At 62.9% G+C, this 24,514-nt stretch carries 18 protein-coding genes and 1 pseudogene; 9 read left to right on the top strand and 10 right to left on the bottom strand.

Annotation, left to right across the window (positions count from 1 at the left end; all coding sequences use genetic code 11):
• The first annotated feature begins 333 nt into the window (after positions 1–333).
• Positions 334–1,248: a GGDEF domain-containing protein gene (locus tag AB4O22_RS10720; protein WP_003202067.1), complete on the top strand. Its 915-nt coding sequence runs from the start codon at positions 334–336 to the stop codon at positions 1,246–1,248.
• Positions 1,245–2,282 (top strand): AraC family transcriptional regulator, encoded by a 1,038-nt coding sequence (locus AB4O22_RS10715; protein ID WP_013693416.1) that lies wholly within the window; start codon positions 1,245–1,247, stop codon positions 2,280–2,282. Before AB4O22_RS10720 ends, AB4O22_RS10715 begins: the two co-directional genes overlap by 4 nt.
• Positions 2,283–2,327: 45 nt before the next feature.
• Here AB4O22_RS10715 and AB4O22_RS10710 read toward each other — a convergent pair whose 3' ends face one another.
• The 4 genes from AB4O22_RS10710 to AB4O22_RS10695 form a co-directional block, all read right to left on the bottom strand.
• Entirely contained in the window at positions 2,328–2,768 is a 441-nt protein-coding gene (locus AB4O22_RS10710) for a CBS domain-containing protein (protein WP_003202071.1), read from the bottom strand.
• A 73-nt stretch (positions 2,769–2,841) separates the two neighbouring features.
• A complete protein-coding gene (gene nirD, locus AB4O22_RS10705) occupies positions 2,842–3,228 on the bottom strand; it encodes a nitrite reductase small subunit NirD (protein ID WP_003202074.1) in 387 nt (128 codons plus the stop codon).
• Positions 3,228–5,789, bottom strand: coding sequence for a nitrite reductase large subunit NirB (nirB, locus tag AB4O22_RS10700; RefSeq protein ID WP_460096290.1), 2,562 nt, complete (start codon positions 5,787–5,789; stop codon positions 3,228–3,230). Before nirB ends, nirD begins: the two co-directional genes overlap by 1 nt.
• Before the next feature lie 584 nt (positions 5,790–6,373).
• A complete protein-coding gene (locus tag AB4O22_RS10695; protein WP_460096289.1) occupies positions 6,374–6,997 on the bottom strand; it encodes a TetR/AcrR family transcriptional regulator in 624 nt (207 codons plus the stop codon).
• An 86-nt stretch (positions 6,998–7,083) separates the two neighbouring features.
• On the opposite strand from AB4O22_RS10695, the gene AB4O22_RS10690 reads away from it, so the two are divergent.
• Complete coding sequence (locus AB4O22_RS10690) at positions 7,084–7,710, top strand: NAD(P)H-dependent oxidoreductase (RefSeq protein ID WP_013693418.1); 627 nt, start codon at positions 7,084–7,086, stop codon at positions 7,708–7,710.
• 2 nt (positions 7,711–7,712) lie between these two features.
• Here the strand turns inward: AB4O22_RS10690 and AB4O22_RS10685 are convergent, their stop codons facing one another.
• Positions 7,713–9,275, bottom strand: coding sequence for a L,D-transpeptidase family protein (locus tag AB4O22_RS10685; RefSeq protein ID WP_460096288.1), 1,563 nt, complete (start codon positions 9,273–9,275; stop codon positions 7,713–7,715).
• Between the two features lie 162 nt (positions 9,276–9,437).
• Here AB4O22_RS10685 and AB4O22_RS10680 point away from each other — a divergent pair.
• Positions 9,438–10,122: pseudogene (locus tag AB4O22_RS10680) on the top strand (murein L,D-transpeptidase catalytic domain family protein).
• 70 nt (positions 10,123–10,192) lie between these two features.
• Entirely contained in the window at positions 10,193–11,140 is a 948-nt protein-coding gene (locus AB4O22_RS10675) for a class I SAM-dependent methyltransferase (protein ID WP_460096287.1), read from the top strand.
• A gap of 134 nt (positions 11,141–11,274) precedes the next feature.
• Here AB4O22_RS10675 and AB4O22_RS10670 read toward each other — a convergent pair whose 3' ends face one another.
• Entirely contained in the window at positions 11,275–16,377 is a 5,103-nt protein-coding gene (locus AB4O22_RS10670; RefSeq protein ID WP_460096286.1) for a dermonecrotic toxin domain-containing protein, read from the bottom strand.
• A 132-nt stretch (positions 16,378–16,509) separates the two neighbouring features.
• Positions 16,510–17,460 carry a LysR family transcriptional regulator gene (locus AB4O22_RS10665; protein ID WP_460096285.1) on the bottom strand — a complete coding sequence of 317 codons (951 nt, stop codon included), beginning with the start codon at positions 17,458–17,460 and terminating at the stop codon, positions 16,510–16,512.
• Between the two features lie 123 nt (positions 17,461–17,583).
• Here AB4O22_RS10665 and AB4O22_RS10660 point away from each other — a divergent pair, with 123 nt between their 5' ends.
• From AB4O22_RS10660 to aldA, 4 genes are read left to right on the top strand one after another with little or no spacing between them, the layout of a single operon-like run.
• Positions 17,584–18,879, top strand: a complete 1,296-nt coding sequence (locus tag AB4O22_RS10660) for an MFS transporter (protein WP_460096284.1) — start codon at positions 17,584–17,586, stop codon at positions 18,877–18,879.
• 17 nt (positions 18,880–18,896) lie between these two features.
• Positions 18,897–20,096: an L-rhamnonate dehydratase gene (gene rhmD, locus AB4O22_RS10655; RefSeq protein ID WP_003202093.1), complete on the top strand. Its 1,200-nt coding sequence runs from the start codon at positions 18,897–18,899 to the stop codon at positions 20,094–20,096.
• Entirely contained in the window at positions 20,093–20,893 is an 801-nt protein-coding gene (locus AB4O22_RS10650; RefSeq protein ID WP_460096283.1) for an aldolase/citrate lyase family protein, read from the top strand. Before rhmD ends, AB4O22_RS10650 begins: the two co-directional genes overlap by 4 nt.
• 11 nt (positions 20,894–20,904) lie before the next feature.
• Positions 20,905–22,338, top strand: coding sequence for an aldehyde dehydrogenase (aldA, locus tag AB4O22_RS10645; protein WP_013693422.1), 1,434 nt, complete (start codon positions 20,905–20,907; stop codon positions 22,336–22,338).
• 58 nt (positions 22,339–22,396) lie between these two features.
• Here aldA and AB4O22_RS10640 read toward each other — a convergent pair whose 3' ends face one another.
• From AB4O22_RS10640 to AB4O22_RS10630, 3 genes are all read right to left on the bottom strand, one after another.
• Complete coding sequence (locus tag AB4O22_RS10640; RefSeq protein ID WP_460096281.1) at positions 22,397–22,999, bottom strand: LysE family translocator; 603 nt, start codon at positions 22,997–22,999, stop codon at positions 22,397–22,399.
• Positions 23,000–23,053: 54 nt separating this feature from the next.
• A complete protein-coding gene (locus AB4O22_RS10635; protein ID WP_038859398.1) occupies positions 23,054–23,890 on the bottom strand; it encodes an AraC family transcriptional regulator in 837 nt (278 codons plus the stop codon).
• 183 nt (positions 23,891–24,073) lie between these two features.
• The gene (locus tag AB4O22_RS10630; RefSeq protein ID WP_003202104.1) at positions 24,074–24,499 is read right to left on the bottom strand and encodes a GlcG/HbpS family heme-binding protein; all 426 of its coding nucleotides are present in this window, start codon (positions 24,497–24,499) and stop codon (positions 24,074–24,076) included.
• Between the last annotated feature and the right edge of the window lie 15 nt (positions 24,500–24,514).

Genomic DNA, 24,514 nt, shown 5'->3' with positions numbered 1-24,514 from the left:
AACCGGAATGAGCTGAAATGACCTGTTTTACAGGTTCAGGGAATCTGAAGGGCGAAGGAATTTGGCGAAACGTCGCACCGCTGTGGGAGCAAAGCTTGCTCGCGATGCAGGCGCCTCGATTCCCTGAAAAACCGCGTCGTCTTCATCGCGAGCAAGCTTTGCTCCCACAAAATCCCCTTGCCACAATGAGATAGGTGGCGATGTCATGCATGAAAAGTTCAAACTAAGGATGAGCTGATTCGACCTCCCCCACCCCATCCCCCGCCGTCACCGCACTGTCACATCCATCTGCTGTGCTGGGTCGCATTCCGCTTCTGGCAAAGGATTCCGGCCATGTTCTCCGTGCTGCGCCCGCACCGCCTCAAACTCGCCCTGCTCCTGCTGGCGGCCAACCTCGGGTTGATCCTGCACTTGGCCAGCGGCGAACTCAAACCCGTCGCCGAATGGGTCTGGCTGGACATCCTCGGCGAAGGTGGCTCGGCGCTGCTGGCGCTGGTCTGGCTGGGGTTGGTGCTGAAAAGCCGCCCGGCCGGACGGGTCACCAACTACCTGATCCTGGGCCTGGGCTGCATCTTCTTTTCCTGGTGGATCGACAGCCTTGATGAATTCATCCGCCTGCCCGACAGCATCACCTGGGACCACTGGCTCGAATCCGGGCCGATGCCGGTGGGCATGATCCTGCTGACCCTCGGCATCTATCACTGGCACCGGGAGCAACTGGCGATCAACGGGCAGATGGAAAAACGTGAGCGGCTGTTCCGCGAGCATCGCCTGTTCGACAAACTCACGCCGTTGGGCGGCGCCGACTTTCTCAAGCACGAACTGTCCGCCAGCCTGGAAGACAGTCGACGCCGCCAGCAACCCTTGTCGTTGCTGGCCCTGGACCTGGACAACTTCACGGCCATCAACCAGCGTTTCGGCCACGGCGAAGGCGATGCGGTGCTCCAGGCCGTCAGCCAGTTGCTGGTATTGAACCTGCGACGCCAGGATCTGCTCTGCCGCCTGGCCGGCGATCGCTTCGTGGTGCTGCTGCCCGACACCGGCGAGAGCCAGGCCCGGCGCCTGGCCCTGGAACTGGAAATTGCGGTGCGCAGCCTGGCCCACAAGACCCGGCAACACAGCGAACGGTTACAATTGGTCGCCAGCACGGCGGTGGTCATGGCGTTCGACGAATCCCCCGAGGCCTTGCTCAAACGCCTGAACCTGGCGCTGGCCCAGTCCCGGACCACATTGGCGAAAAGCGCATGACGCTCAAGACGTGCTGGTACGAAACCGACAGCCGCTTCATTCCGGGGCACTATCAGCCTGCCGCGCTGATCGACCTGGCGCTGTCGCGGGACATCGACAGCCATCGCCTGCTGCGCGGCACCGGGTTGTTTCACGACGATATCCTCGCCGGACAGAGCCGTATCAGCCCGCAGCAGTTCCTCGGCCTGATCGACAATAGCCGGCGCCTGCTGGATGCCAGCGACAGTAGTTTCCTGTTTGGCCAGCGGCTGTTGCCGGGCCACTACGGGCCTGCGAGCCACGCCTTGCGCCACGCGCAGAATCTGCATCAGGCCCTGCAGACCCTGATCGACCAACAGGCGCTTCTCAGCCCGCTGGCCGCCCCGAGGCTGCTGTTGGACGAGCACTATGCCTATGTCCATTGGCTGGACAGCTGCGGCGCCGATGAACAATGGCGCTTCGTACTGGAGGCGAGCATGACCTCGATGGTGGCGATGAGCGCCTGGCTCAGCGGCGAACGCCTGCCCTGGCAGTGCAGCTTTCGCCACAGCGAACCGCGCTACATCGAGCAATATTGGGTGCATCTGGGTGAGCACACCCAGTTCGACCGCCCCCTGGACCTGATGCGCCTGCCCCGCCACTGCCTCGCCAAGCCCTGGCCCAACGTTTCCGCCACCGCCGGCCAGGTGGCGCGGATCGAAGCCCGGGAACAGCTCGATCAACTGGGTTTCGCTTCAAGCTTCCTGGATTGTATCTATGACTACCTGCACACTCATGTGCAGCAGACGCCCAGCCTGGAGCAGACCGCCCAGGCCTTCGCCATGAGCCCGGCAACCCTCAAGCGCAAGTTGCACAAGCACCACACCGGGTTCCAGCAACAGGTGGACCGGGTACACACCCATGTGGCGTTGTATTTGTATCAGGTCAAGGGCTTCAGCAACGAGGAAGTGGCGCAGTACTTGCGCTTCAACGATACGGCGAACTTTCGGCGCTCATTCAAGCGCTGGACCGGCAGCACGCCGAATCTGATCCGGCAATTGCTGATGTTGGGCTGAACTGTGGGAGCAAGCCTTGCTCCCACAGATAAATTCCCTGCGGGCTCAGTGCCCGCGGATGTAATGCTCCAACTGCCGGATCAAATCCGCCTGCTCGACAATCGCCTCTTTCACCAGGTCACCAATGGACAGCAGGCCGATCAACTGCCCGTTATCCAGCACTGGCAGGTGCCGCAAGTGGCTGTCGGTCATGACTTCCATGCAGCGGTCGATGCTCTGCTGGCTGTCGGCGGTGACCACTGGCGCGCTCATGATGGTGCGCACCGTCGTCCCCACCGATGAGCGCCCCTTGAGCACCATCTTGCGCGCGTAGTCCCGCTCGCTGAACACACCCACCACCTGGCCGTCCTCGATCACCGGCAGCGCGCCGACATTTTTTTCGGCCATGATCTGCAGCGCTTCGAGCACCGTCTGCTCCGGTGCGATGCTGTGGACCTGCTGGTTTTGCACGCTCTTGAGTCTTACCAGTTGGGCGGCGGTTTTCATTACTAATCCCCAGGTTGCGAATCAAACAATAATTCGAGCTAAACCATCCCCTCGCCACAAATGGGTAAGCTGGTCAGTCTTCGCCAATCTCCACCACATCGCCATTGAGCCGCACCGGCCATACCCGCAGGCTTTGCTCCGGGTACTCCAGGCAGTGGCCGTCTTCCAGGCGGAAATGCTGCTTGTACATCGGCGAGGCAATCACCAGGTCACCCTTTATGCTGCCCAACAAACCGCGGCCGATAACATTCGCACCCGACTTGGGGTCGCGATTGTCGATGGCGTACAGCGGCTTGTCCTGATGCTCGGGCAGGTACAGCAACGCCACTTGGCTGCCGTCGTGCCAGGCGACCACACCCGAGTTGGGCACCAGGTCCTCGCGGCTGCACAGGGCACGCCATTGCAAGGGTTCTTGAGCGACATCACGGACAGGAATACGAACAACGTTTGACTGGCTCATCAGAGCACCTCCTCGGTAACGGGAATCAGGTGGAGTTCGTGGGCGTGGACCGGCCGACGCTGGCCGCGCTCCCTGACGAAGTGAACATCCGGATCGCCGCGCCCGTCGTTGACGAAGGTGCGGAAACGCTTGAGTTTTTCCGGATCCTTGAGGGCATTGGCCCATTCGCATTCGTAGCGGTCGACCACCAGTTGCATCTGCGCTTCGAGCTCGGCGCCCAGGCCCAGGCTGTCGTGGATGATCACGTCCTTGAGGTAGTCCAGGCCGCCTTCCAGGCTTTCGCGCCAGACCGAGGTCCGTTGCAGCTTGTCGGCAGTACGGATGTAGAACATCAGGAAGCGGTCGATGTAGCGGATCAGCGTGGCATCATCCAGGTCGGTTGCGAACAGCTCGGCGTGACGCGGGCGCATGCCGCCGTTGCCAGCCACGTAGAGGTTCCAGCCCTTCTCGGTGGCGATCACGCCGACGTCCTTGCTCTGGGCCTCGGCGCACTCGCGGGTGCAACCGGACACCGCGAACTTGAGCTTGTGCGGCGAGCGCAGGCCTTTGTAGCGATCCTCGATGGTCAGGGCCATCTGCACGCTGTCCTGCACGCCGTAGCGGCACCAGGTGCTGCCCACGCAGGATTTCACCGTGCGCGTGGATTTGCCGTAGGCATGCCCGGTTTCGAAACCGGCTTCGATCAGCTCGGCCCAGATGTCCGGCAACTGGTGCAACTGGGCGCCGAACAGGTCGATGCGCTGGCCGCCAGTGATCTTGGTGTAGAGGTCGTATTTCTTGGCGACCACGCCGATGGCGATCAGCTTGTCGGCGGTGATTTCCCCACCGGCGATACGCGGTACCACCGAGTAGGTGCCGTTTTTCTGCATGTTCGCCATGAAGGTGTCGTTGGTGTCCTGCAACGGCACCAGAGACGGGTCCATGATCGGCTGGTTCCAGCACGACGCCAGGATCGAGCCCACCGCCGGCTTGCACAGGTCGCAGCCGGTGTGGCCACGACCGTGCTTGGCCAGCAGTTCGTCGAAACTGATGATGCCTTCCACCCGCACCAGCGCATACAACTCCTGGCGGGTGTAGGCGAAATGTTCGCACAGGCTCTTGTCGACGCTGACGCCGCGGGCAGTCAACTCATGCTCGAACACTTGCTTGACCAGGGCCGCACAACCACCACACCCGGTACCGGCCTTGGTGTCACATTTGAGCTGGCCCAGATCAGTGCAGCCACCGTCGATGGCCGAGCAGATCGAGCCCTTGGTGACATTGTGGCACGAGCAGATGGTGGCGGTTTCGGGCAGCGCCGCAGGGCCCAGGGTCGGGGCGCCTTCGGACGACGGCAGGATCAGGCTGGCAGCGTCCTTGGGCAAGGCGATGCCGTTCTGCATGTATTGCAGCAAGGTGTCGTAGTAGCTGTTATCGCCCACCAGCACCGCGCCGATCACGCGCTTGCCGTCGGCGGCCACCACCAGTCGCCGGTAGCTGGCGCTGGTTTCGTCGATGAATTGGAAGCTGCGCGACCCCGGGGTGTTGCCATGGGCATCGCCGATGGAGCCAACGTCCACACCCAGCAACTTGAGCTTGGTCGACATGTCGGCCCCGGTGAAGGCTTCCGCGCTTTCGCCGCACAGCCGGGCCGCGACGTTGCGGGCCATCTGGTAGCCCGGGGCGACCAGGCCGAAAATGCTGCCGTTCCAGGCCGCGCATTCGCCGATGGCGTAGATGTCCGGGTCGCTGCTCTGGCAATGATCGTCGATCACCACGCCACCGCGCGGACCGATCTGCAGGTCGCTTTGGCGAGCCAAGGCGTCCTGGGCACGAATGCCGGCGGAAAACACGATGAGGTCGGTTTCCAGGAAATCGTCGTCGCCGAAGTTCATCCGATAACGGTATTGCTCACCGACGCTGATGGACTGGGTGCCCTTGGACAGGTGCACGCCGACGCCCAGCTTCTCGATACGGGCCTTGAGGGCCAAGCCGCCCTGGGGATCCAATTGCACCGGCATCAGTCGGGGGGCGAATTCCACCACGTGGGCTTCCAGGCCCAGGGTCTTGAGGGCGTTGGCCGCTTCCAGGCCCAGCAGGCCACCACCGACCACCACGCCACGACGGGCATTGCTGGCGGCGGCGCGGATCGCGTCCAAGTCCTCCAGGGTGCGATAGACCAGGCACGAATCGCCTTCGGCGCCTTCAATCGGTGGCACGAACGGGTAGGAACCGGTGGCGAGCACCAGTTTGTCGTAGTGAAGGCGATCATGGGCGGTCACCACCTGATGCGCGTCACGGTCGATTTCCAGCACCGGCACACCCAGGTGCAACGTGACGCCGGGGGTCTGGTACAACGACGCTTCGCCAAGGGCCAGGGACTCGGCATCGCGGCCCGTGAAGTATTCGGACAGGTGCACACGGTCGTAGGCACGCATCGGCTCTTCGCTGAACACATGCACACGGTAATGATTGAGGGCACCGCGCTCGATCAGTTGCTCGACGCAGTGATGGCCGACCATGCCATTGCCGATCACGATCAGCGTTTGCAGCTTGTTCAGAGAAGCAACGTTGGAATTCATAAAAAGCACCCGGCAAAAGCCCATCACGATTTTGAAAGCAAAAAAAAGACGCCTGAAACCTTGCGGTTCCAGGCGTCTTTGCCTGTTCTGTGCGGTATCGGCCCGGCGACTGCGCCCCGACCTACCGTTGTCCCCCGGCCTGCTGGCACTCGATCTTCGTTGACCGACGGGGTTGCCCACTCGACTGTATTCGCGGTGGGCCTGGATAGCCTCTTGCAGCGAGCGTGCCAAACCTCGTCCAGCCCCTATTCACGGTCGCGCATGCACCGCTAATCCCCTGTGAGAGCGGGCCTGCCCGCGAAGACGCGGATTCAGTCACTGCAAGCCGAACGGCGCCCGCCACCGCTGCGCAAGCACCGCCAACTGCCTTGCGATGGTGCGATCACCCCGCCTGCGGCTTCATAAAAGTGCAGCCTGCCCTCAAGAGGAGCTTGCTCTCGATATCAGTCGGTCAGTTGGCAAAGAGGCTGAATATGCCGCCGTCATCGCGAGCAAGCTCGCTCCCACAGGGGTAAGTGGTGGTCGTGGGGTTGGGGGCGGTACAAATTTCCTGTGGGAGCGAGCTTGCTCGCGATAGCGGTAGTTCAGCTTGAAGGGGTGTCGACGGTCCTGTTCACCATTGCAACGATACTGACCAGCAGCTCTTCCTTCGCCTCGCCAGCGCTGATTTCCCCAGTGGCAGCGGCATTGGACAGCGCCTCCGCAGCCCCCAGCATCGCCCGCAAACCGGCCTGGGTGATGCCCTTAGTGCCGGCGAACGGCTCCAGCACGGCGCGGCACTTGTCGAGGAAAATTCCCTCGTATTCGCGCTTGATACGTTCCAGCTCCGGCGAGCTGGTCAATGCCGCGATCACCCCGGGAATCTCTCGGCCCTGCAACAGCACGCACTCGACGTAGGAAGTAGCAATCACCGCCGCCCGGCTTTGCAGGGTCGCGTCGCTGGCGTCCAGGGCCGCGTCCATCAACGCAGTCTGGCGGGCGTCGAAATCCTGGTACAGCGCCGCCAGTAACCCGGACCGGGTGATGAAGTGGTCGTAGACGATGGGCTTGGTCACCCCCGCCTGATCTGCCAGCCGCGCCAGCGTCAGGGCGTCGCTGCCCTCCTCGCGCACCAGTCGCCAGGCGACATCCAGCAATTGTCGCTGCCGGTCATGCCGGGATAAACGACGACGAGGTGAAGACTGCGGATTTTCATCAGTGCTTGACATGCTAACTTTACCAATCGTAACTTACTAACCGTAACTTAACCCAGCATACCTGTCTTCCAGACTGCGTGACCAGAAGGAGTTTCGCCATGCATGCATTGATCGTTGTGGCTCACCACGACCCTCGTTCCCTCACCCACAGCCTGGCCGGAAAAATCGCCGAGGGCATCACCCGCGCCAACCCCGCCGATACATTCGAGATCGCCGACCTGGCCGCCGAAGGCTTCGATCCGCGCTTCAGCTTTGCCGACCATGCCGTCCACCACCGCGAAGCCTCGCCGCCCGCGGATGTGCTGGCCGAACAAGCCAGGATCGATCGTGCCGATACGTTGGTGCTGGTCTATCCGATTTACTGGTGGTCCATGCCGGCGCTGCTCAAGGGCTGGATCGACCGGGTGTTTTCCAACGGCTGGGCATTCGATTTCAGCCTCGACAAGCCGTTTGTCCAACAACTGCAGCACTTGCGGGTGCACCTGGTGGCGGTCGGTGGCGCCGATGCCGATAGCTTCCAGCGCCACGGCTATGGCGAGGCGATGACCACGCAGATCGACCATGGCATTTTCGATTACTGCGGCGCCCGCGTGGTGAGTTCCCAACGTTTGCTCGAATCGGAAACCGCCGATCCGCACCAGCATTTGCAGGCCGCTAGCGTTATCGGCCAGCGGCTGTTCACGACGCTCGACGAGACCACACACGCCGCCACCGCCTGCGCTTGACCTCAGAATGCCCGCCCCTGGGCAGCAGACAATGTCGCGTCACGAGCATAGATATCCGGGATGTACAACGGCTGGCCCTGGCTGTCCGCTTGTGCTGTCCAGTACCCCAGCAGGATCGGCACGGGCCGGGCCAACCGGAATTCATGGGTCGTCTCGCTGGCCAGCAGCGTATCGGTACGAGCGCGTTCGGCCGGGCTTACCAGCAAGTCACGCAAGTGCATCACTTGCTCGATCCGCACGCAGCCTGAACTGAAGGCTCGCGGACCTTTGCTGAACAGCGCCTGGCTCGGGGTGTCATGCAGATACACCGAGAACGGATTGGGAAAGCGGATCGCCATTTTGCCCAACGGATTCTTCGGACCTGGATCCTGGCGCAGCATGAGGTTGCCCGGGTGCTCCCAGTCGATATCCTCTGCCAGCAACGGCAGGCCTTCACTGTCGAGAATCCGCAAGTTATGACGGGCGAGAAACTCCGGATCACGGCGGATCTCAGGCAGTTTGTCTTCGCGCATGATGGTGGGGGGGATGGTCCAGGTCGGGTTGAGCGTCAGTCGGGTGACGTGGGACTTGAGCAACGGTGTCTGCCGTTGCGCACGGCCCACCTGGGTGCGGGTTTGCCAGATTGGCTCGCCGCCTCGATAAACCGTCAACTGGGCCGCCGCCACGTTGACCAGGACGCTGTCGTTCTCCACGTCCTGGGCGAGCCAGCGCATGCGCTCCAGATTGATGCGCAACTGCTCGCGACGCATGGCCGGGCTGATGTTCAGCTCGGTCACGGTCCACGGCCCCACCACCCCATCGGCCTGCAGCGAATGCTGGAGCTGGAAGCTCTTCATCGCCTCCACCAGCGTGGGACTGTAGTGCTCGTCTGTCACCAACGGTGGTGTACTCAAGTAACCTTCGTTGAACAGTCGCTGGGCCAGGGCGGGTACGCGGGCGTCCTGCTTGTCCGGTTGCAGCAGCGGCCCGCCGGGCACGGGTTGCCAGTCGGATAAAGGCTGTTGCCGCAGCCGGGCATAAAGCCCGCGCAGGTTGCGATAAAGGTCAAGGTTCGGCCGGGCCTGTTCAAAGGCACTGGCGACGTTCTGCAGGCCTACCCCTGCGATGGCCAGAACCACGGCCTGGTGATCCTGTGGCGGCGGGTTGGCCTTCCATACCGGTTCCAGACGCTCTTGGGGCAAATAGCCGAAACGCAGGTCATGCAAGGCTTGCAGGTAGCGTTGGCTGATGGCGATGTCGACACAATGAGCACCCTGGTCTGCCCCCTGGGCCGGTAGGTTATAGCGGGTTGGATCCAGGCCGTCGTCGGCCAGTTGTTGCAACTGGACCTGCAACGCCATCCGTCGTTCGTCGTCCGCCCAGGCTTCCTGGCCTGCGTTTTGCTGATAGAACGCCTGCAAGTCGAGCAACGCCTGAAAGTCGACACTTGCCGCTACTTTTGGACACGCGACCGCCAATTGCGCCAGTGTCGTCTGCACGAGCGCCGGATCGCTGTCTTCGGCTGTCGCGACCAATGGCGCAGTGAGCAATAAAAGGCTCAGGTAACATGCGGACTTTTTGAACAACTGCTTTACTCCACTCCATGGCCGTCTCGCTGACGGTGAATTTTGCGACAGGTACGACCCGCCATCATGCAAACAAACGAAATCGGACGGGATGCCGCGAACGAACACCACGCTGGAAACGCTTCGCCTGTACAGGGCTTTTTGCGCCGATTCTGTCTGGTCATGCTGGGCCTGGGCGTGATTTGCAGCCCGGTACTGGCCGAAAAAGAAGACGAATTCGCAAACGCTCTACAACAGCCTCGCCCACGCAGCGCCGGAACTCAATCCCCTGGCGCTCAAAAGTGCCTTGAGCGCCATGCAATGCGCAGTCGCCAATGGCGCCAGCCAAGCCCGCCACCTGGCGGTCATCGACTACTCGCAACCCTCCACGGCCCGTCGCCTGTGGATCTTCGACCTGCGTCAGCAGAAGTTGGTATTGCGCGACCTGGTGGCCCACGGGCAAAAATCCGGGGAAAACTTCGCGACGCAATTCTCCAATCGCCTGGGCAGCTACCAATCCAGCCTGGGTCTGTTTCGCACCCAGGAAAGCTACCAGGGCACCCACGGCTATTCGCTGCGCATGGACGGCTTGGAGCCCGGTTTCAATGACCAGGCCCGTGATCGGGCAATCGTGATCCATGCCGCCGATTACGTGAACCCTTTGTGGAGCGTGCGCCAGGGACGCATCGGGCGCAGCCAGGGCTGCCCTGCCGTACGTCCCCAGGTAGCGCGCCAGGTGATCGACAAGCTCAAGGGCGGTCAATTCATGTTTTCCTGGTACCCGGACCCCAGTTGGCTCAAGCGTTCGGCGTACCTCAACTGCCAGCCGCAACAGGTTGCCAGCATTCTTGGCAGCAGTGGCAGTTAAGGTGGCAGGGATTGCGCCGGGGTAGCCTGCGGTTAAAATGCCGGCCTTTCAAATCCCTGGCGTTGCCTGAATGAATTGCGTAGCCCTTCAAACCCTTCACGCCCATTTGCTGACAGCCCTGGAGTCAACGCCAGAAGAAACCCGGCGCCTGTTCCATGGCCGCGGTCGCTGCTGGCCGGGCCTGGAGCAAATCACTGTCGACTGGTTGCAAGGGGTGGTGCTGGTCTCGCTGTTCAAGGAGCCGGAACCCACGTACCTGGACGATTTGATCGCGACACTGCTGGCGCTCACTGCGTCGCCGGCCTGGCAACACAGCAAGGCCCATACGCTGGCGGTACAGCACCGCTACCTGCCGCAAAGCCTCACCCAATGGCTGGTGGGCGAGCCCATTGACGAATGGACCCTGACCGAAGGTGGCCTGCGTTACCGGATCGACCTGGGCAAGAAGCAGAACAACGGCCTGTTCCTCGACATGCGCTATGGCCGCGACTGGGTCCGGGCCAACGCCGAGGGCAAACGGGTACTGAACCTGTTCGCCTACACCTGTGGCTTCTCGGTGGCGGCCATCGCCGGCGGCGCCCGGCATGTGGTCAATCTGGACATGTCCCGTGCGGCCCTGAGCCGAGGTCGCGACAACCATCGACTGAACGGCCACGACCTGAGCCAGGTGAGTTTCCTCGGCCACGACTTGTTCAAGTCCTGGGGCAAGGTGATCAACAGTGGCCCGTACGACCTGGTGATCATCGATCCGCCGACCTTCCAGAAAGGCAGCTTCCTGCTGACCAAGGACTATCAACGGGTATTGCGCCGCCTGCCGGAACTGCTGACGGCCCACGGCACAGTCCTGGCCTGCAGCAACGACCCGGCCACCGGCGCGGATTTCCTCATCGACGGCGTTACCCAGCAAGCGCCGGGGCTGGTCTTCGAGAAACGCCTGGAAAATCCGCCGGAATTTCCCGACATCGATCTGGAGTGTGGCCTCAAGGCCCTGGTCTTCAAGACGACGCCTGGCCACTGACCTGCGACGCCACCAGGCCCACAGCACCTGTGTAGGAGCTGTGTAGGAGCTGTCGAGTGAAACGAGGCTGCGATCTTTCCCCAGACACCTGAGTCCCAAGCGAAAGATCAAAAGATCGCAGCCTCCGGCAGCTCCTACAACGTTCCCGACGTCCACCAGGCGCTGACCAGCTCAGTCGTTATCCGACGCACCAGCGCCTCGACCTCCCGGCTCTTGAGCGAGCGATAGATCGCCATGGTACGTCGCAACTGATCTTCGGTGAGCGTCACCGGCTGGCCCGCAGTCCAATTCACATCCGCGACAGCCTCGAGCCCTGCGCGGCGCCAGACGGTGCGGTCGCCCTGCGTGAGGGACTCCAGTGGGCTGGGCAGGTCGGCATCCGGGCGCGCCAGGTTATCCAGCAGCCCCCGGGGCCAACGGGATGGATTCACCGGTTCACTGAACGCGTCCACCAAATCGTCATCGACCGTTTCCCAGACCGCCAACCCTTCGGACCAGTCGCGAGACATCAACCCCAGGTAGGGACGCCAGGTCATTTCTCCGGTACGGGGGGATTGATCATTGTTGTTGAAAGTGTCCTGCGCGTCGCAGAGCCAGTCGATGAACGCCGCCCGCGTCATATGCGCCTGGCGCAGCTCGATGTTCGGATAACGCTCCGCCAGCATGTGGTTCCAAAAGGCGTAGTGCTCGATAAGGAAGCCTCCAAAAGGTACGCCCTGCCGTTCGAGGCGAGCACGCTGGAGTGCTTCGAACATCGTGAAATGCAGTTCCAGCTCAGCAAGGTCTGGCTGTTGCCGGTCCAGACTGCGCGCTTGCAGCCGCACGCGCAGTTGCCCCAGTTGCTGATCGAAATCCGCGATCAAGTCCGGCAAGGGCGCATGAGCGTTCTGGTAGCCGATATAGTGCTGCAAAATAGCCGCCGCCCTCTGGCGATCGCCAAAGCTCAGCCCGAGAGACGAACGGGCATCGGCTTCCTGCATAGCGCCGGAGAACCAATCGATGAACCGTCGGTTTCCGGCGTTATCGCGGGCAACTTCCAAGGCCCGCTGAAGGCTGGGGGAGATATACAGCCAATCGTCGATGGTGTAGCGAAAAGCCTCGGGCACCATTGCGCGAAGGGCCTGGATTTGTGCGCTTGGCAACGGATTATCCTCCAGCCACAGCCCAACGGGATCTTCCCTCGGCCACTGGACCAGGGCAGGCAGTAGGTCATCCTGGATGTTGGCGATACGGTTTTCCCTGAGGTCGAGAATGAGCATGTCGGATGAAGGTCTCGATAACACCGTCAAAACCAGTGCCGGCACTCGATCAAGCCCGGTACTGGAAAGCTCCAGTTCCTGCAGGTTCACAAGCTCCGACAAATCCGGCAGGTCCCGGCAGTTGTTACCGCTCAGGCGCAGTTCCTCCAGGCCGACGGCCGTGCGCAGGAACGCACTGCCCTGCTGATCCAGGCGCAGACCACAGCGCGCCAGGTCCAATGTACGCAACCCGGGTAACGCGGTGATGGCCTGCAGCTCCTGGCGGGTGAAATGCAAGTTGTCAGCCCATACCAGCTCACGCAGGGAGATCAATCCGTCCAGGCGATCGATAGCGGCGACCATGGCTGCACTGGCCCCCGCCTCCCCGCCGCTGCTGATTCCAGACAGGTGCAGCGTCCGTAAATGAAGCGCAGAACCGGCACCGAGCAGGGGCGCAAAGACATCCTCGTCCATCATGAGCGGATTGTTGCTCAGTGACAGCTCTATCAGCCCGGGCAGCTCGCCCGCGGCCATGGGCACCGCGGTGAGGTTGTTGCCTTGCAGGTGCAGCGTGTCCATGTTGGGGAACAGCCGCAGGAACGTCGAAGGGTCCTCGCTCAGGCCCATGTTCACCAGAAACAACTCTTCTATATGTTCAAAACTCGTGCTGATCGGCGGCAGACGACCGATGTTGTACCCCACCAGCCGCAATGCCAGCTCACTGCCCTCTTGACCTGGATCCGGTGCGCGTCGCCAGGCGCGGCGAATTTCCGCGGCTACGGCCCGGCGCAGCGAGAGCCGTGTCTCGGTGTCGAGGCTGTTCTCGGCCGGATGATGAGCGCCCTCATGGACCTCCCACTGACGCAGCTCATGATCCAGTGCGGTCCATTGGTTTTCCAGTTGGGCGACCAGGTTCTCCAGGCTCAGGCGCTGGCGACTGGCTTGTCTGGCCAGGGTCTCTTGAAGCCGCGCCAGTTCACTCCCGGCATAGCTTGGATAGAGTCGCTCAAGACGCGCTTCCAGGCTTCCACTCCAAACCTGCAAGGGAAGCCGTCCACGCCCGCTGAACGGATAACCCAAGCGCCCGTTCAGCCATTGCGGACGGGCGCCACGGGTGCCCAAGGGTTTTATCAGCAAATAGGGACGCAGGCCTGGCCGATCGTCAAGGGCTTGTGCGAGCAACCAGGTCCGCAGGGTGTCGCCCTGCCAGATGTTCAAGCCAAGCGCCCGGCGAGCGTCGTCCGGCAGCGCTCTGAGCAACGCCGCTTCCAGATCCAGGGCATCGGCCAGTTCATGCCCCTCTTCGTCAAAGGAGCGGTACTGTTCGCCTTCCTGGCGGATGATTTTCAACGGCCCGGTTTCCCCCACCTCCAGCGGATTCGCAAGCTCGCGCAGAAACAGGCGCAGGCGCACCCGGCCTTGCAATTGGGGAGCGCTACCCACCAGCCCCATGATGATGCGATCCCGATCAACGCTGCTCTCACCGCGTTCCAGGGCACGCAAGGCACGGCTCAGGCGCAGCTCGCGCAGGGCTTCGGCGCATTGACTGCCCAAGTCTTCTCCCACCCGGCCCTCAGTCAGGCGCACGCGGTCCTGGCCGATAGCCTGGCTGGCAAGCTCGTTGGCCATGGATTGCGGCAAGCCCGGAAAAGCCCGGACCAGCGGGACGGCCAGGGAATCTAGCCCGATGGTACGGAGCATGGCGTCGATCACCCGCCGTGTATTGCGCTGCAGATGCCTGGCCCAGTGCCCGGCCAACAGCCGACTGCGCTCCACGGGCGGCAAGCCGAGACTGCCTTGGCCCAGCAGCGAGGTCTGTTCAGCCGTGCTCAGGCCGGCCAGGACACGCTCGGCCCACGCGTCGTGTTCCAGGTCCGCTTTGCGCAGATAGAGCGAGCGCGTGTCGGCCAGGTCACCAATGGGATGAAGGGCCACGCCGTCGTGGTAGCGCAACGTCAGGTCGCTTGGCCAACCCGGCAACTCCACAATCGTCTGGACGATGCGAAAGTGCCCGCTTTGCGGCGTTTCATTACGCAGCAACCGTTCAATGGTGTACCGCACCTGCTGCCAACACCTGACCTCGTCCAGGGTATTGGCGAGTATCGCCGGCATCGGCTGCCCCTCTACTTGCAAGTAGCGCAGATGCGCGTCGCTGATGCCGACCTGTCGCTGCATAACGAGGATCGTCCTGTCGTCCAGCTCGGCCGGCGTCTCGGCGAAGTTGCGCAACAGCTCCAGGCGGCCCCGTTGCAAGGGGTTGCGATGCGCCCATCGCCAGCCACGGGCACGACTCCACTCCAGGGGTGGGCGCACGCCTTTATGTCCCGCAGGCAGGCGCAGGTCCAAGGCATCGCCCGTGCCTTGGACTTGGAAGTAGCGGTCCTCGATTCGCACCCACGCCTCGTTTGGCGTGCGCCAGACACCCCAGGCGTCCTGCTCCGCTTCCACAGGCGGCAAGTGTCTCGCTTCAAAAGGCCTGACATCGCCATTCCACAGGCGCGTGGTGCCGTCACTCACGGGCATGGGTTCCACCGTCCCACCGACGAAACCCAGGTAGGCACCTTGAGCAACGCCGAACAACACGTTGAAGATATGTTCGATGCCTTCCTGGGCGTGACCTTCGTTGAAGGCCTGGATACCTTCGAAGATTTCATACACCAGCCGCACGCCCCCGACCGCTGCCGCCGTCATGCCGAGGGGCGCGCAGAACGGGAAGAAGGTCGCCGCGAGCATGAGCGTGCGCTCGACAAGGCTTTCCCAATACGCGAAGCGAGCCTGCAGCGCCTGCCAGTCCTGGTCCCGGGTCGGGACCATCAGCGCCGCGGCGTTGGCCAAGGCATGGCCACGCCATTCGTGATAGCCGGCTGGCCAAGGTGGCTCACGCAAATCACTCAAGCCCCAGGCCACCTTGGGCAGGGGTATCCGAATGCGGCTGCCGTCCTCGCCCCGTTCGCCCTCGCGCCACCCCGTGATACGGGCATGGATTTCCTGTAGCACATTTGGGTGAGTCTCCAGCCGCCACTCCACTTGATCATGCAGGGCCGTCCCCAGCCAGGCCTGCAAACGCAGCGGCAGGTAGCGCATCAGGCTTTCTCGATAGCTGCGTCTACGTACCCGCTCGGTCAACTCCGCAGACATGGCCTGCAAACTGGTGAATTGCTTGAGCGGTGCCACCGCATCATGGGGCATGTGCAGAACGATCGGGCGCACACCTCTGGCGTCCCCTTGCACGCCCCAATACACCCGCGCACCGAACAGCGGCACGGACAGCAACTCCAGCGACTTGACCTCGCAGGCCAGAGGCGCAATGGACCGGGCTTGGAGTTGAATGCCGGCGTAGGCCAGCAGGCGCTCACCGGCTTCATCGAGGCGCCCGTCCAACTTTGCCTCGTAGGCGTCATGGGTGAGCAGGCTGCGTGCGTACGCCATGTAGGCGCTGGCAACGGCAGGCACCTCGGCGCCGATGCGCGGCAACCGCCGTTCAAGCACCGTGCGGTAGGCGCCACCGGCATCCATGCGCCGACACAGGCGGGCGAATTCAGCCGGGGTCGTGGGTAATAAGACGGTATCCGACGGCACGTTCCATGGGCGGAACTCTTGCGGTTTTCCCTGAATGAACAGCTGGCCCGTGTTGTCGAAATCGCTGCCGGTGACCGCCTCGGTGGGCGCGTAATTGCGCATGGCCGCTTCCACCACTGACAGCGAGGGCTCATAGCGGAAGGCGCCGCGCCTGACCCTTGCCCGGCGTATGGCATCGGCAGCACCGCCGGTGCCATTCACCGCTGGCCAGGCCTGTATTTCCGGCTGGGCTTGCAGCAAGTTGCGCGTGAAGGTCTCCGGCGCCGGCAGGTCGACAAGCAGTGCATTGAGCGCATCACTGTCACGCTGCAGTTGCTGGGCAAGGACCTTGAAACGCTCCTGGTCGGCCCGTGACGCGCGTTTCAGCCAGGTGGGCAACCTGGCCTGGATAAAATCGACATGGGTATCTTGAGTGGACATGATGGACCTCCTTCCTTGGGGTCGATTGAGCATTCGAGATGCTGAGGCACACTGAATTGATGTGCCTGCGATGCTCGCGAAAACAAGCGCTTTTTGAAACCGCCCAACCGTTGCAAGGGGTTGCGGTCCCAATCAGTCCCCCGCTCGCCCGCTTGCCTTGCTGCGCAGCAAATCGATGAACAGTCCCAACTCCCGGCTCACCGGTTCACCCTTGCGGCGCAGTAACCCGAACGGCGCCAGTTGCACGTCGAGCGCCACCGGCAACGCCACCACCAGGCCCATCTTCAGGTAATCGCGCAAGGCGGTTTCCGAGAGCACCATGATCGCGTCGGTCAGTTGAATCAGTTGCTGCATGGAATACACCGAGCTGCACTCGATGATGTCCGCTGGCGTTGGCAGCGCCAGGCGTTGCAAGGCCTGATCGAGGCCGATGCGTGCCGGACTGGTTTCCGGTTGCAGGATCCACGGCCAGTCGCTGACCAGTTCAGCCAGCGCCAGTTTCTTGCGTCGCGCCAGGGAATGCCCGGCGTGAACCACTACCAGCAAGCGTTCGTTGCCCAACTGTTCGAACTCGTAGTGCTTGCTGTCGGTGGCCGCGTTGCGTCGGGCGATGGCCAGGTCGATACGGCCCTGTTCCAACAACTGGATCACCTGGTCGCTGGTGTCGCCCATGATGCGGATCCGCAGTTGTGGGTTGAGGGCCTTGATGCGGGCGATGGAGTCCATCACCAGGTCCGGTGCGGCCCCCATGATGGTGCCGATCGACAGATAGCCGTAACCGCCCTGCTGACGCGCCAGCAGGTCTTCGGCGCAGCGGTCCAGGCCACTGAGGGCCAACTCGGCGAAGCGGATCAGTTCCTGGCCCAAGGCAGTCGGGCGCATGCCCCGGGGCAGGCGCTCGAACAGGTCGCAACCGAACATGTCCTCGATCTCGTGCAGCATCCGGGTCGCCGCCGGTTGCGACATGTTCAGGCTCTGGGAGGCGCGATGCAGGTTCTGGCTGGCACTCAGGGCCACCAGCATGTGCAGATGTTTATAGCGCAGGCGGTTGAACAGGCTGCGGGACAGCACGGGATGGGTCATCGAGGGCCTCTTTATCGATACCTTGAGGGTATCGCTTGTTAGCGAGATTCGATTTGTAACGCATCGTTAGCCGGCCGTACAGTCCAGCCCATAAGAACAAATACCTGCTAAAGGAACCCCGCGATGAAGACTCTTCCTGCGTCTGTGCTGGCCAAGATTTCCTGGCGCCTGCTGCCCTTCCTGTTGCTGATGTACATCATGGCCTTTCTCGACCGCGCCAACGTCGGGTTCGCCAAGCAAGCCTTCCAGGCCGACACCGGTATCGGCGATGCAGCGTTCGCCTTTGGCGCCGGGGTGTTCTTTGCCGGCTACGCCTTGTTGGAGGTGCCGAGCAACCTGATCCTGCACCGCGTCGGTGCCCGGTTGTGGATGTGCCGGATCATGGTGACCTGGGGCCTGGTGTCGGCGGCCATGGTCTTTGCCCACAACGAAACGAGTTTCTACGTGCTGCGCTTCTTGCTGGGCGTGGCCGAAGCCGGGTTCTTTCCCGGTGTCATCCTCTACCTCACCTATTGGTTCCCCTCGGCGGCCCGGGGCAAGGCCATGGGCTTCTTCTACTTCGGCGCGCCGCTGGCGTTCATCTTCGGCAGCCCGCTGTCGGGCCTGTTGTTGGAGCTGGACGGTTTTGTCGGTGTCCACGGCTGGCAGTGGTTGTTCGCCGTTGAAGGCCTGATGGCTTCGGCTGTGGGCATCTGGGCCTATTGGTATCTGGACAACCGCCCCGCCGATGCGAAATGGCTGACGGCCGAAGAACGCCGGCAGGTCCAGGCGTTGCTCGATGCCGAGGACCAGCACAAACAATCCCACGGCCGCAGCCTGCTCAGCGTGCTGTGCCAGCCTTCTGTGTTGTACCTGTGCCTGATTTACCTGCTCATCCAGGCCAGCGTCTATGGCGTGGTGTTTTACCTGCCGACCCAGGTCGGCGGTCTGTTGGGCAGCAAGGTCGGGCTGATGGTGGGGCTGGTCACGGCAATTCCGTGGATCTGCGCCCTGTGCGCGGCCTACCTGATTCCCGGTTACAGCGACCGCACCGGCCAGCGCCGCCGTACCGCCGCGCTGACCCTGCTGATGGCGGCCGTCGGGATCGCCTGCTCGGTGAGTGTGTCCAGCCCATTGCTGGGAATCATCGCCCTGTGCTTCGCCGCTTCCGGCTTCATCGCCGTGCAGCCGGTGTTCTGGACCTTTCCGTCCAGCTACCTGGCCGGCAGCGCGGCAGCAGCGGGTATCGCGTTGATCAATTCCTTTGGCGCCCTCGGCGGCTTTATCGCCCCGGTGCTGAAGAATTGGGCCGAAGGCGCCTTCCACTCCCCCGCCGCGGGCCTCTACCTGCTCTCTGTTACCACCGTTATCGCCGCGTTGCTGGTGCTGGGTATCCACTCGCCCGGCCAACGTGCTTCGAAGACGCCCGCCACTGTTTAACTCAAGGAGCTGCACACATGGGTATTCCCACAATCAAACACGTTCGCGCCTTCGTGCTTCGAGGCGGCGGCGCCGATTATCACGATCAGGCCGATGGCCACTGGATCGACGATCACATCGCCACGCCCATGAGCAAGTACCCGGACTACCGCCAGAGCCGCCGCAGTTTCGGCATCAATGTGCTCGGTACCCTGGTGGTGGAAATCGAAGCCAGCGATGGCACCGTCGGGTTCGCCGTGACCACCGGTGGCGAGCCCGCGGCGTACATCGTTGAAAAGCACTTGGCACGATTCGTCGAAGGCGCCCGGGTGACCGACATCGAGAAGATCTGGGACCAGATGTACCAGTCGACGCTCTACTACGGCCGCAAGGGTCTGGTGATCAACACGATTTCCGGCGTGGACCTGGCGCTCTGGGACTTGCTCGGCAAGATCCGCCAGGAGCCGGTGCATCAACTGCTCGGCGGCGCGGTGCGTGATGAATTGCAGTTCTATGCCACCGGCGCACGGCCGGACCTGGCGCAGAAAATGGGTTTCATCGGCGGCAAGATGCCTTTGCATCATGGCCCGGCCGAAGGCGAGGAAGGCCTGCGCAAGAATCTCGAAGCCCTGGCAACCATGCGCGAGCGGGTCGGCCCCGATTTCTGGCTGATGCTTGATTGCTGGATGAGCCTGGACCTCAACTACGCCACCCGGCTCGCGATCGGCGCCCACGAGCACGGTTTGAAGTGGATCGAAGAGGCGTTGCCGCCCGACGACTATTGGGGCTACGCCGCGCTGCGCAACAACGTGCCCAAGGGCATGCTGGTGACCACCGGTGAGCATGAGGCCACCCGTTGGGGCTTTCGCATGCTGCTGGAGATGGGTTGCTGCGACATCATCCAGCCGGACGTTGGCTGGTGTGGCGGCCTCACCGAACTGGTGAAGATCTCGGCCCTGGCCGACGCCCACAACGCGCTGGTGATTCCCCACGGCTCCTCGGTCTACAGCTATCACTTCGTCGCCACCCGGCATAACAGCCCATTCGCCGAATTCCTGATGATGGCGCCCAAGGCCGACGAAGTGGTGCCGATGTTCCATCCGCAACTGCTGGGCGAACCGGTGCCGGTGGAAGGCCGCATGCGCCTGTCGGTCCTTGATCAGCCTGGCTTCGGCGTGACGCTCAATCCGGATTGCCAGTTGCACCGACCTTATCACCGCGAAAGGAGCACGCCATGAACATGCCCCGCAACGCCTTCAAGGCCGCGCTCAGCTCAACGCAAACCCAGTACGGTATCTGGGCCGGTTTCGCCACCGGCTATGCCGCCGAGATCATCGCCGGCACCGGTTACGACTGGATGCTGATCGATGGCGAACACGCGCCCAACACCGTACCCAGCGTACTCGGCCAGCTCCAGGCCGTGGCGCCCTATGCCACCGCGCCGGTGGTGCGCGCGGTGACTGGCGACGCCAACCTGATCAAGCAGTTGCTGGATGTCGGCGCCCAGACCCTGATGGTTCCCATGGTCGAAACCGCCGAGCAGGTCCAGGCCCTGGTGCGTGCCATGCGTTATCCGCCCCATGGTATTCGTGGTGTGGGCGGCGGCCTGACCCGCGCCACTCGTTGGGACGGTGTGGCGAACTACCTCACCACCGCCCATGAAGAACTGTGCCTGATCGTCCAGGTGGAATCGCGCGCGGGCGTGGAAAACGTCGAAGCGATCGCTGCCGTCGAGGGCGTGGACGCGGTGTTCATCGGCCCCGCCGACCTGTCCATCGGACTCGGCCATGCAGGCAACCCGGGACATCCCGAGGTACAGGAGCGCATCCGGCACGCGGTCGACGCCACCCTCGCAGCGGGCAAGGCCTGCGGCATCCTGGCGCCCAACGAAGCCGATGCGCGTCGCTATCAGGCTTGGGGCTGCCAGTTCATTGCGGTGGCCATCGACATCAGTCTGCTGCGCCAGAGCGCCCAGGCCACCCTCGCCCGCCATCGCGAACCTGCCACCGTCCAAGTGCCGTCGCGCACTTACTGAAGGAGCCTGTCATGTCATCAGTTCCTGTGTTCCAGAACTTCATCAACGGCCAGTTCACCCACAGCGAAGCGCACCTGGACGTGTACAACCCGGCCACCGGCGCATTGCTGTCCCGGGTCCCGGCCTCCACTTGCGCCGATGTCGATCAGGCCTTGGCTGGCGCCCGCGCTGCGCAGAAAGCCTGGTCGGCGAAACCGGCCATCGAGCGCGCCGGTTACCTGCGGCGCATCGCCAGCAAACTGCGGGAGAACGTTGCGCACCTGGCGCGCACCATCACCCTGGAACAAGGCAAGATCAGCGCCCTGGCCGAAGTGGAGGTGAACTTCACCGCCGACTACCTCGACTACATGGCCGAGTGGGCCCGGCGCATCGAAGGCGAAATCATCACCAGCGACCGGCCCGGGGAAAACATCTTCCTGTTCCGCAAGCCCTTGGGCGTGGTCGCGGGCATCCTGCCGTGGAACTTCCCGTTCTTTTTGATCGCCCGCAAGATGGCGCCGGCCCTGCTGACCGGCAACACCATCGTCATCAAGCCCAGCGAAGAAACCCCGAACAACTGCTTCGAATTCGCCCGGTTGGTGGCCGAAACCGACTTGCCTCCCGGCGTATTCAACGTGGTGTGTGGCGACGGCCAGGTGGGCGCGGCCCTGAGCGGCCACAAAGGCGTGGACATGATCAGCTTTACCGGCAGCGTTGATACCGGCTCGCGGATCATGACGGCGGCTGCGACGAACATTACCAAACTCAACCTGGAGCTGGGCGGCAAGGCCCCGGCCATTGTCTTGGCGGACGCTGACCTGGCGTTGGCGGTCAAGGCAATTCGCGACTCACGGATCATCAACACCGGTCAGGTCTGCAACTGTGCCGAGCGGGTCTACGTGGAGCGCAAGGTCGCCGATCAATTCATCGAACGCATCAGCGCGGCCATGTCCGCCACCCGTTACGGCGACCCGCTGGCCGAGCCCGATGTCGAGATGGGCCCCTTGATCAACCGCCAGGGCCTGGACAGCGTCGAGCGCAAAGTGCGGATCGCCCTGCAGCAAGGTGCCAGCCTGATCAGCGGAGGCCGCGTGGCAGACCGCCCCGACGGTTTCCACTTCGAACCCACCGTGCTCGCCGGTTGCAACGCCTCGATGGACATCATGCGCGAGGAAATCTTCGGTCCGGTACTGCCCATCCAGATCGTCGACGACCTGGACGAAGCGATCGCCCTGGCCAACGACTGCGACTATGGCCTGACCTCTTCGGTCTATACCCGGGACCTGGGACGCGCCATGCACGCCATTCGGGGCCTGGACTTTGGCGAGACCTACGTCAACCGCGAAAACTTCGAAGCCATGCAGGGGTTCCATGCCGGAGTGCGCAAGTCCGGGGTTGGCGGGGCCGATGGCAAGCATGGCTTGTATGAGTACACCCATACCCATGCGGTGTACTTGCAAAGCTGACCGGCGATTGCCCTTCAGGGGGAACTTCGCCCCCTGCGGGAGCCAGCGCCCTCGAGACTCAGACCACCAAGGTCAACCACGCCGATACCAGCAGCATCACCGCCATGACCCGATTGAACCGTCCCATCGCCACGGCGGAGCGGCAGAACCGTGCGGCGCCGCGGCCCAGGTAGGCCCAGGCGGTCATGCACGGGATCGAAATGGCGAAGAATGCCAGGGACAGCCAGAGAACCCGCACGGTGCGGTCGGCCTCCGCCCCCGCGAAGACGCTGACCACCGCCAACGCCATCATCCAGGTTTTCGGGTTCACCAACTGCAACCCGGCAGCCCCCGCCAAGCCCAGCCGCGGGCCTTCGACGGGACGGTCCGGGTCGATGGCCTGGGCCGGTGCGCTGAAAATCTGCCAGGCCATCCAACTCAACCAGGCGATGCCCGCCCATGAGAGCAGTGTCTGAATCGTGGCATGGCGCGCCAGCACGTCTCCCAACCCGGTGCCGACCAAAAGCACCAGCAAGGCCGCCGCCGCGCAGGCACCGAGGATGATCGGCACAGTGGTTGCCAGGCCGAAGCGCGAGCTATGGCTCAGCACCAGGATATTGGTCGGGCCCGGGGTGATGGAGGCGACAAACGCGAACAAGGTAAACGGCAGTAACTGGTCCATGGAGCAAGATCTCGGTGAATGATCGATGGCTTGATCATCCCCACGAAGCCGTGGTCAGTCTGGAACAATTGAGCAGCGCTTGCGGTAGTCCGCCGGGCTCAGGCGATAGGCGCGCTGGAACCAGCGGCCCAGGTGGCTTTGGTCGGCAAAACCGAGCATGGCCGCCACCGCCACGACGCTCTCGCCACCGGCCAGCAAGCGCCGGGCGCGGGCCAGGCGCAACTGGATCAGATAGGCATGGGGCGCCAGGCCGAAAGCCGCCTTGAACGCACGGGTCAGGCGGAAACGATCCACGCCGGTGACCTGCGCCAAGTCGTCCAGCCCGATGTCTTCGCTCAGGTGACTGTGCAGATAATCCCGGGCCTGCTGCGCCACCAATGGCAGCCGCGGATCCGGGTTGATCCGCGTCCGCCAGTGCAGGTGTTGGGTCAGGTTGGCCAACAGCGTATCGAGGGCCGTCTGGCGCACGATGCGGATCTCCTGCTCGTGCAGGCTCTGGAAGGCCATGGCCGTGGCACTCGCCAGCCGCGCATCGTCAGTCAGGGTCGCGGCAAACCCCAGTTGGGAGTTGTCCGGCGCCACGTCGAACAAGGAACGCAACTCGCGCTCCAGCCATTGAGGCTCCAGGTACAACGTGCGATAGGTAAACCCGTGGTCGTGAGGGGCGTTGCCGTCATGCAGCTCGCCGGGCTCGAGCAGGAACACTTTGCCCGGCGTGCTGTTGTGCTGCTGGCGGCGGCAATGAAACTGCTGCACGCCCTGCTCGGTCACGCCCACCAGATAGGTGTCATGCCAGTGGGGATCATAGGCATGCCCCTCGAAATGCGCGCGCACGGTCTCGATACCGGACGTGGCGTCCTGCTTGAGATCGATCCAGTTGCGCGCTGTCATGCCCTATCCCGCTTGGTGAATGTGCTCTTGGCAGATTAACTGCCGATGAGGAGCGTGTCTGGAAGATTTGTGCACACCTTGTGGAGTTTGGGTCTGCTCGCGATGGCGTTCGGTATGTAGATGCATCTGTGACTGATCCACCGCCATCGCGAGCAAGCTCGCTCCCACAGGTTTATAGCCGCCTCAGGCATCCGGAGTGATCGCTGGCAACACCGTCTCCACCGCCAAACGAGCCAATTCAGCATCCTGCTCAGCCTTGACCCCAGACACCCCGATGGCACCAATGCACTGGCCGTCATGACGAATGGTCACCCCTCCTTCAAGCATGCCCTGCAGGTGCGGAGCGCTGAGAAACGCGTAACGACCACCATTGATCATGTCTTCGAAAACCTTGCTATCACGCCGCCCCATGGCGGCCGTGCGGGCTTTTTCGGTAGCGATGTAGGCCGACAACGGCGAGGCATCGTCCAGGCGCAGCAGCCCCAGGGGATGACCACCGTCGTCCACCACACAGACCGACACTGCCCATTGACGCTGGTGAGCCAGCTCCTTGGCCGCCACCAGCAATTGCGCAACGTCCTGCTCAGTGAGTACCGCTTTGGTCTTCATGAATCACTCCGTGTT

It is taken from the genome of Pseudomonas sp. S3_B11 (genome assembly GCF_054667715.1).
This window is presented reverse-complemented; position numbering and strand designations above follow the sequence as displayed.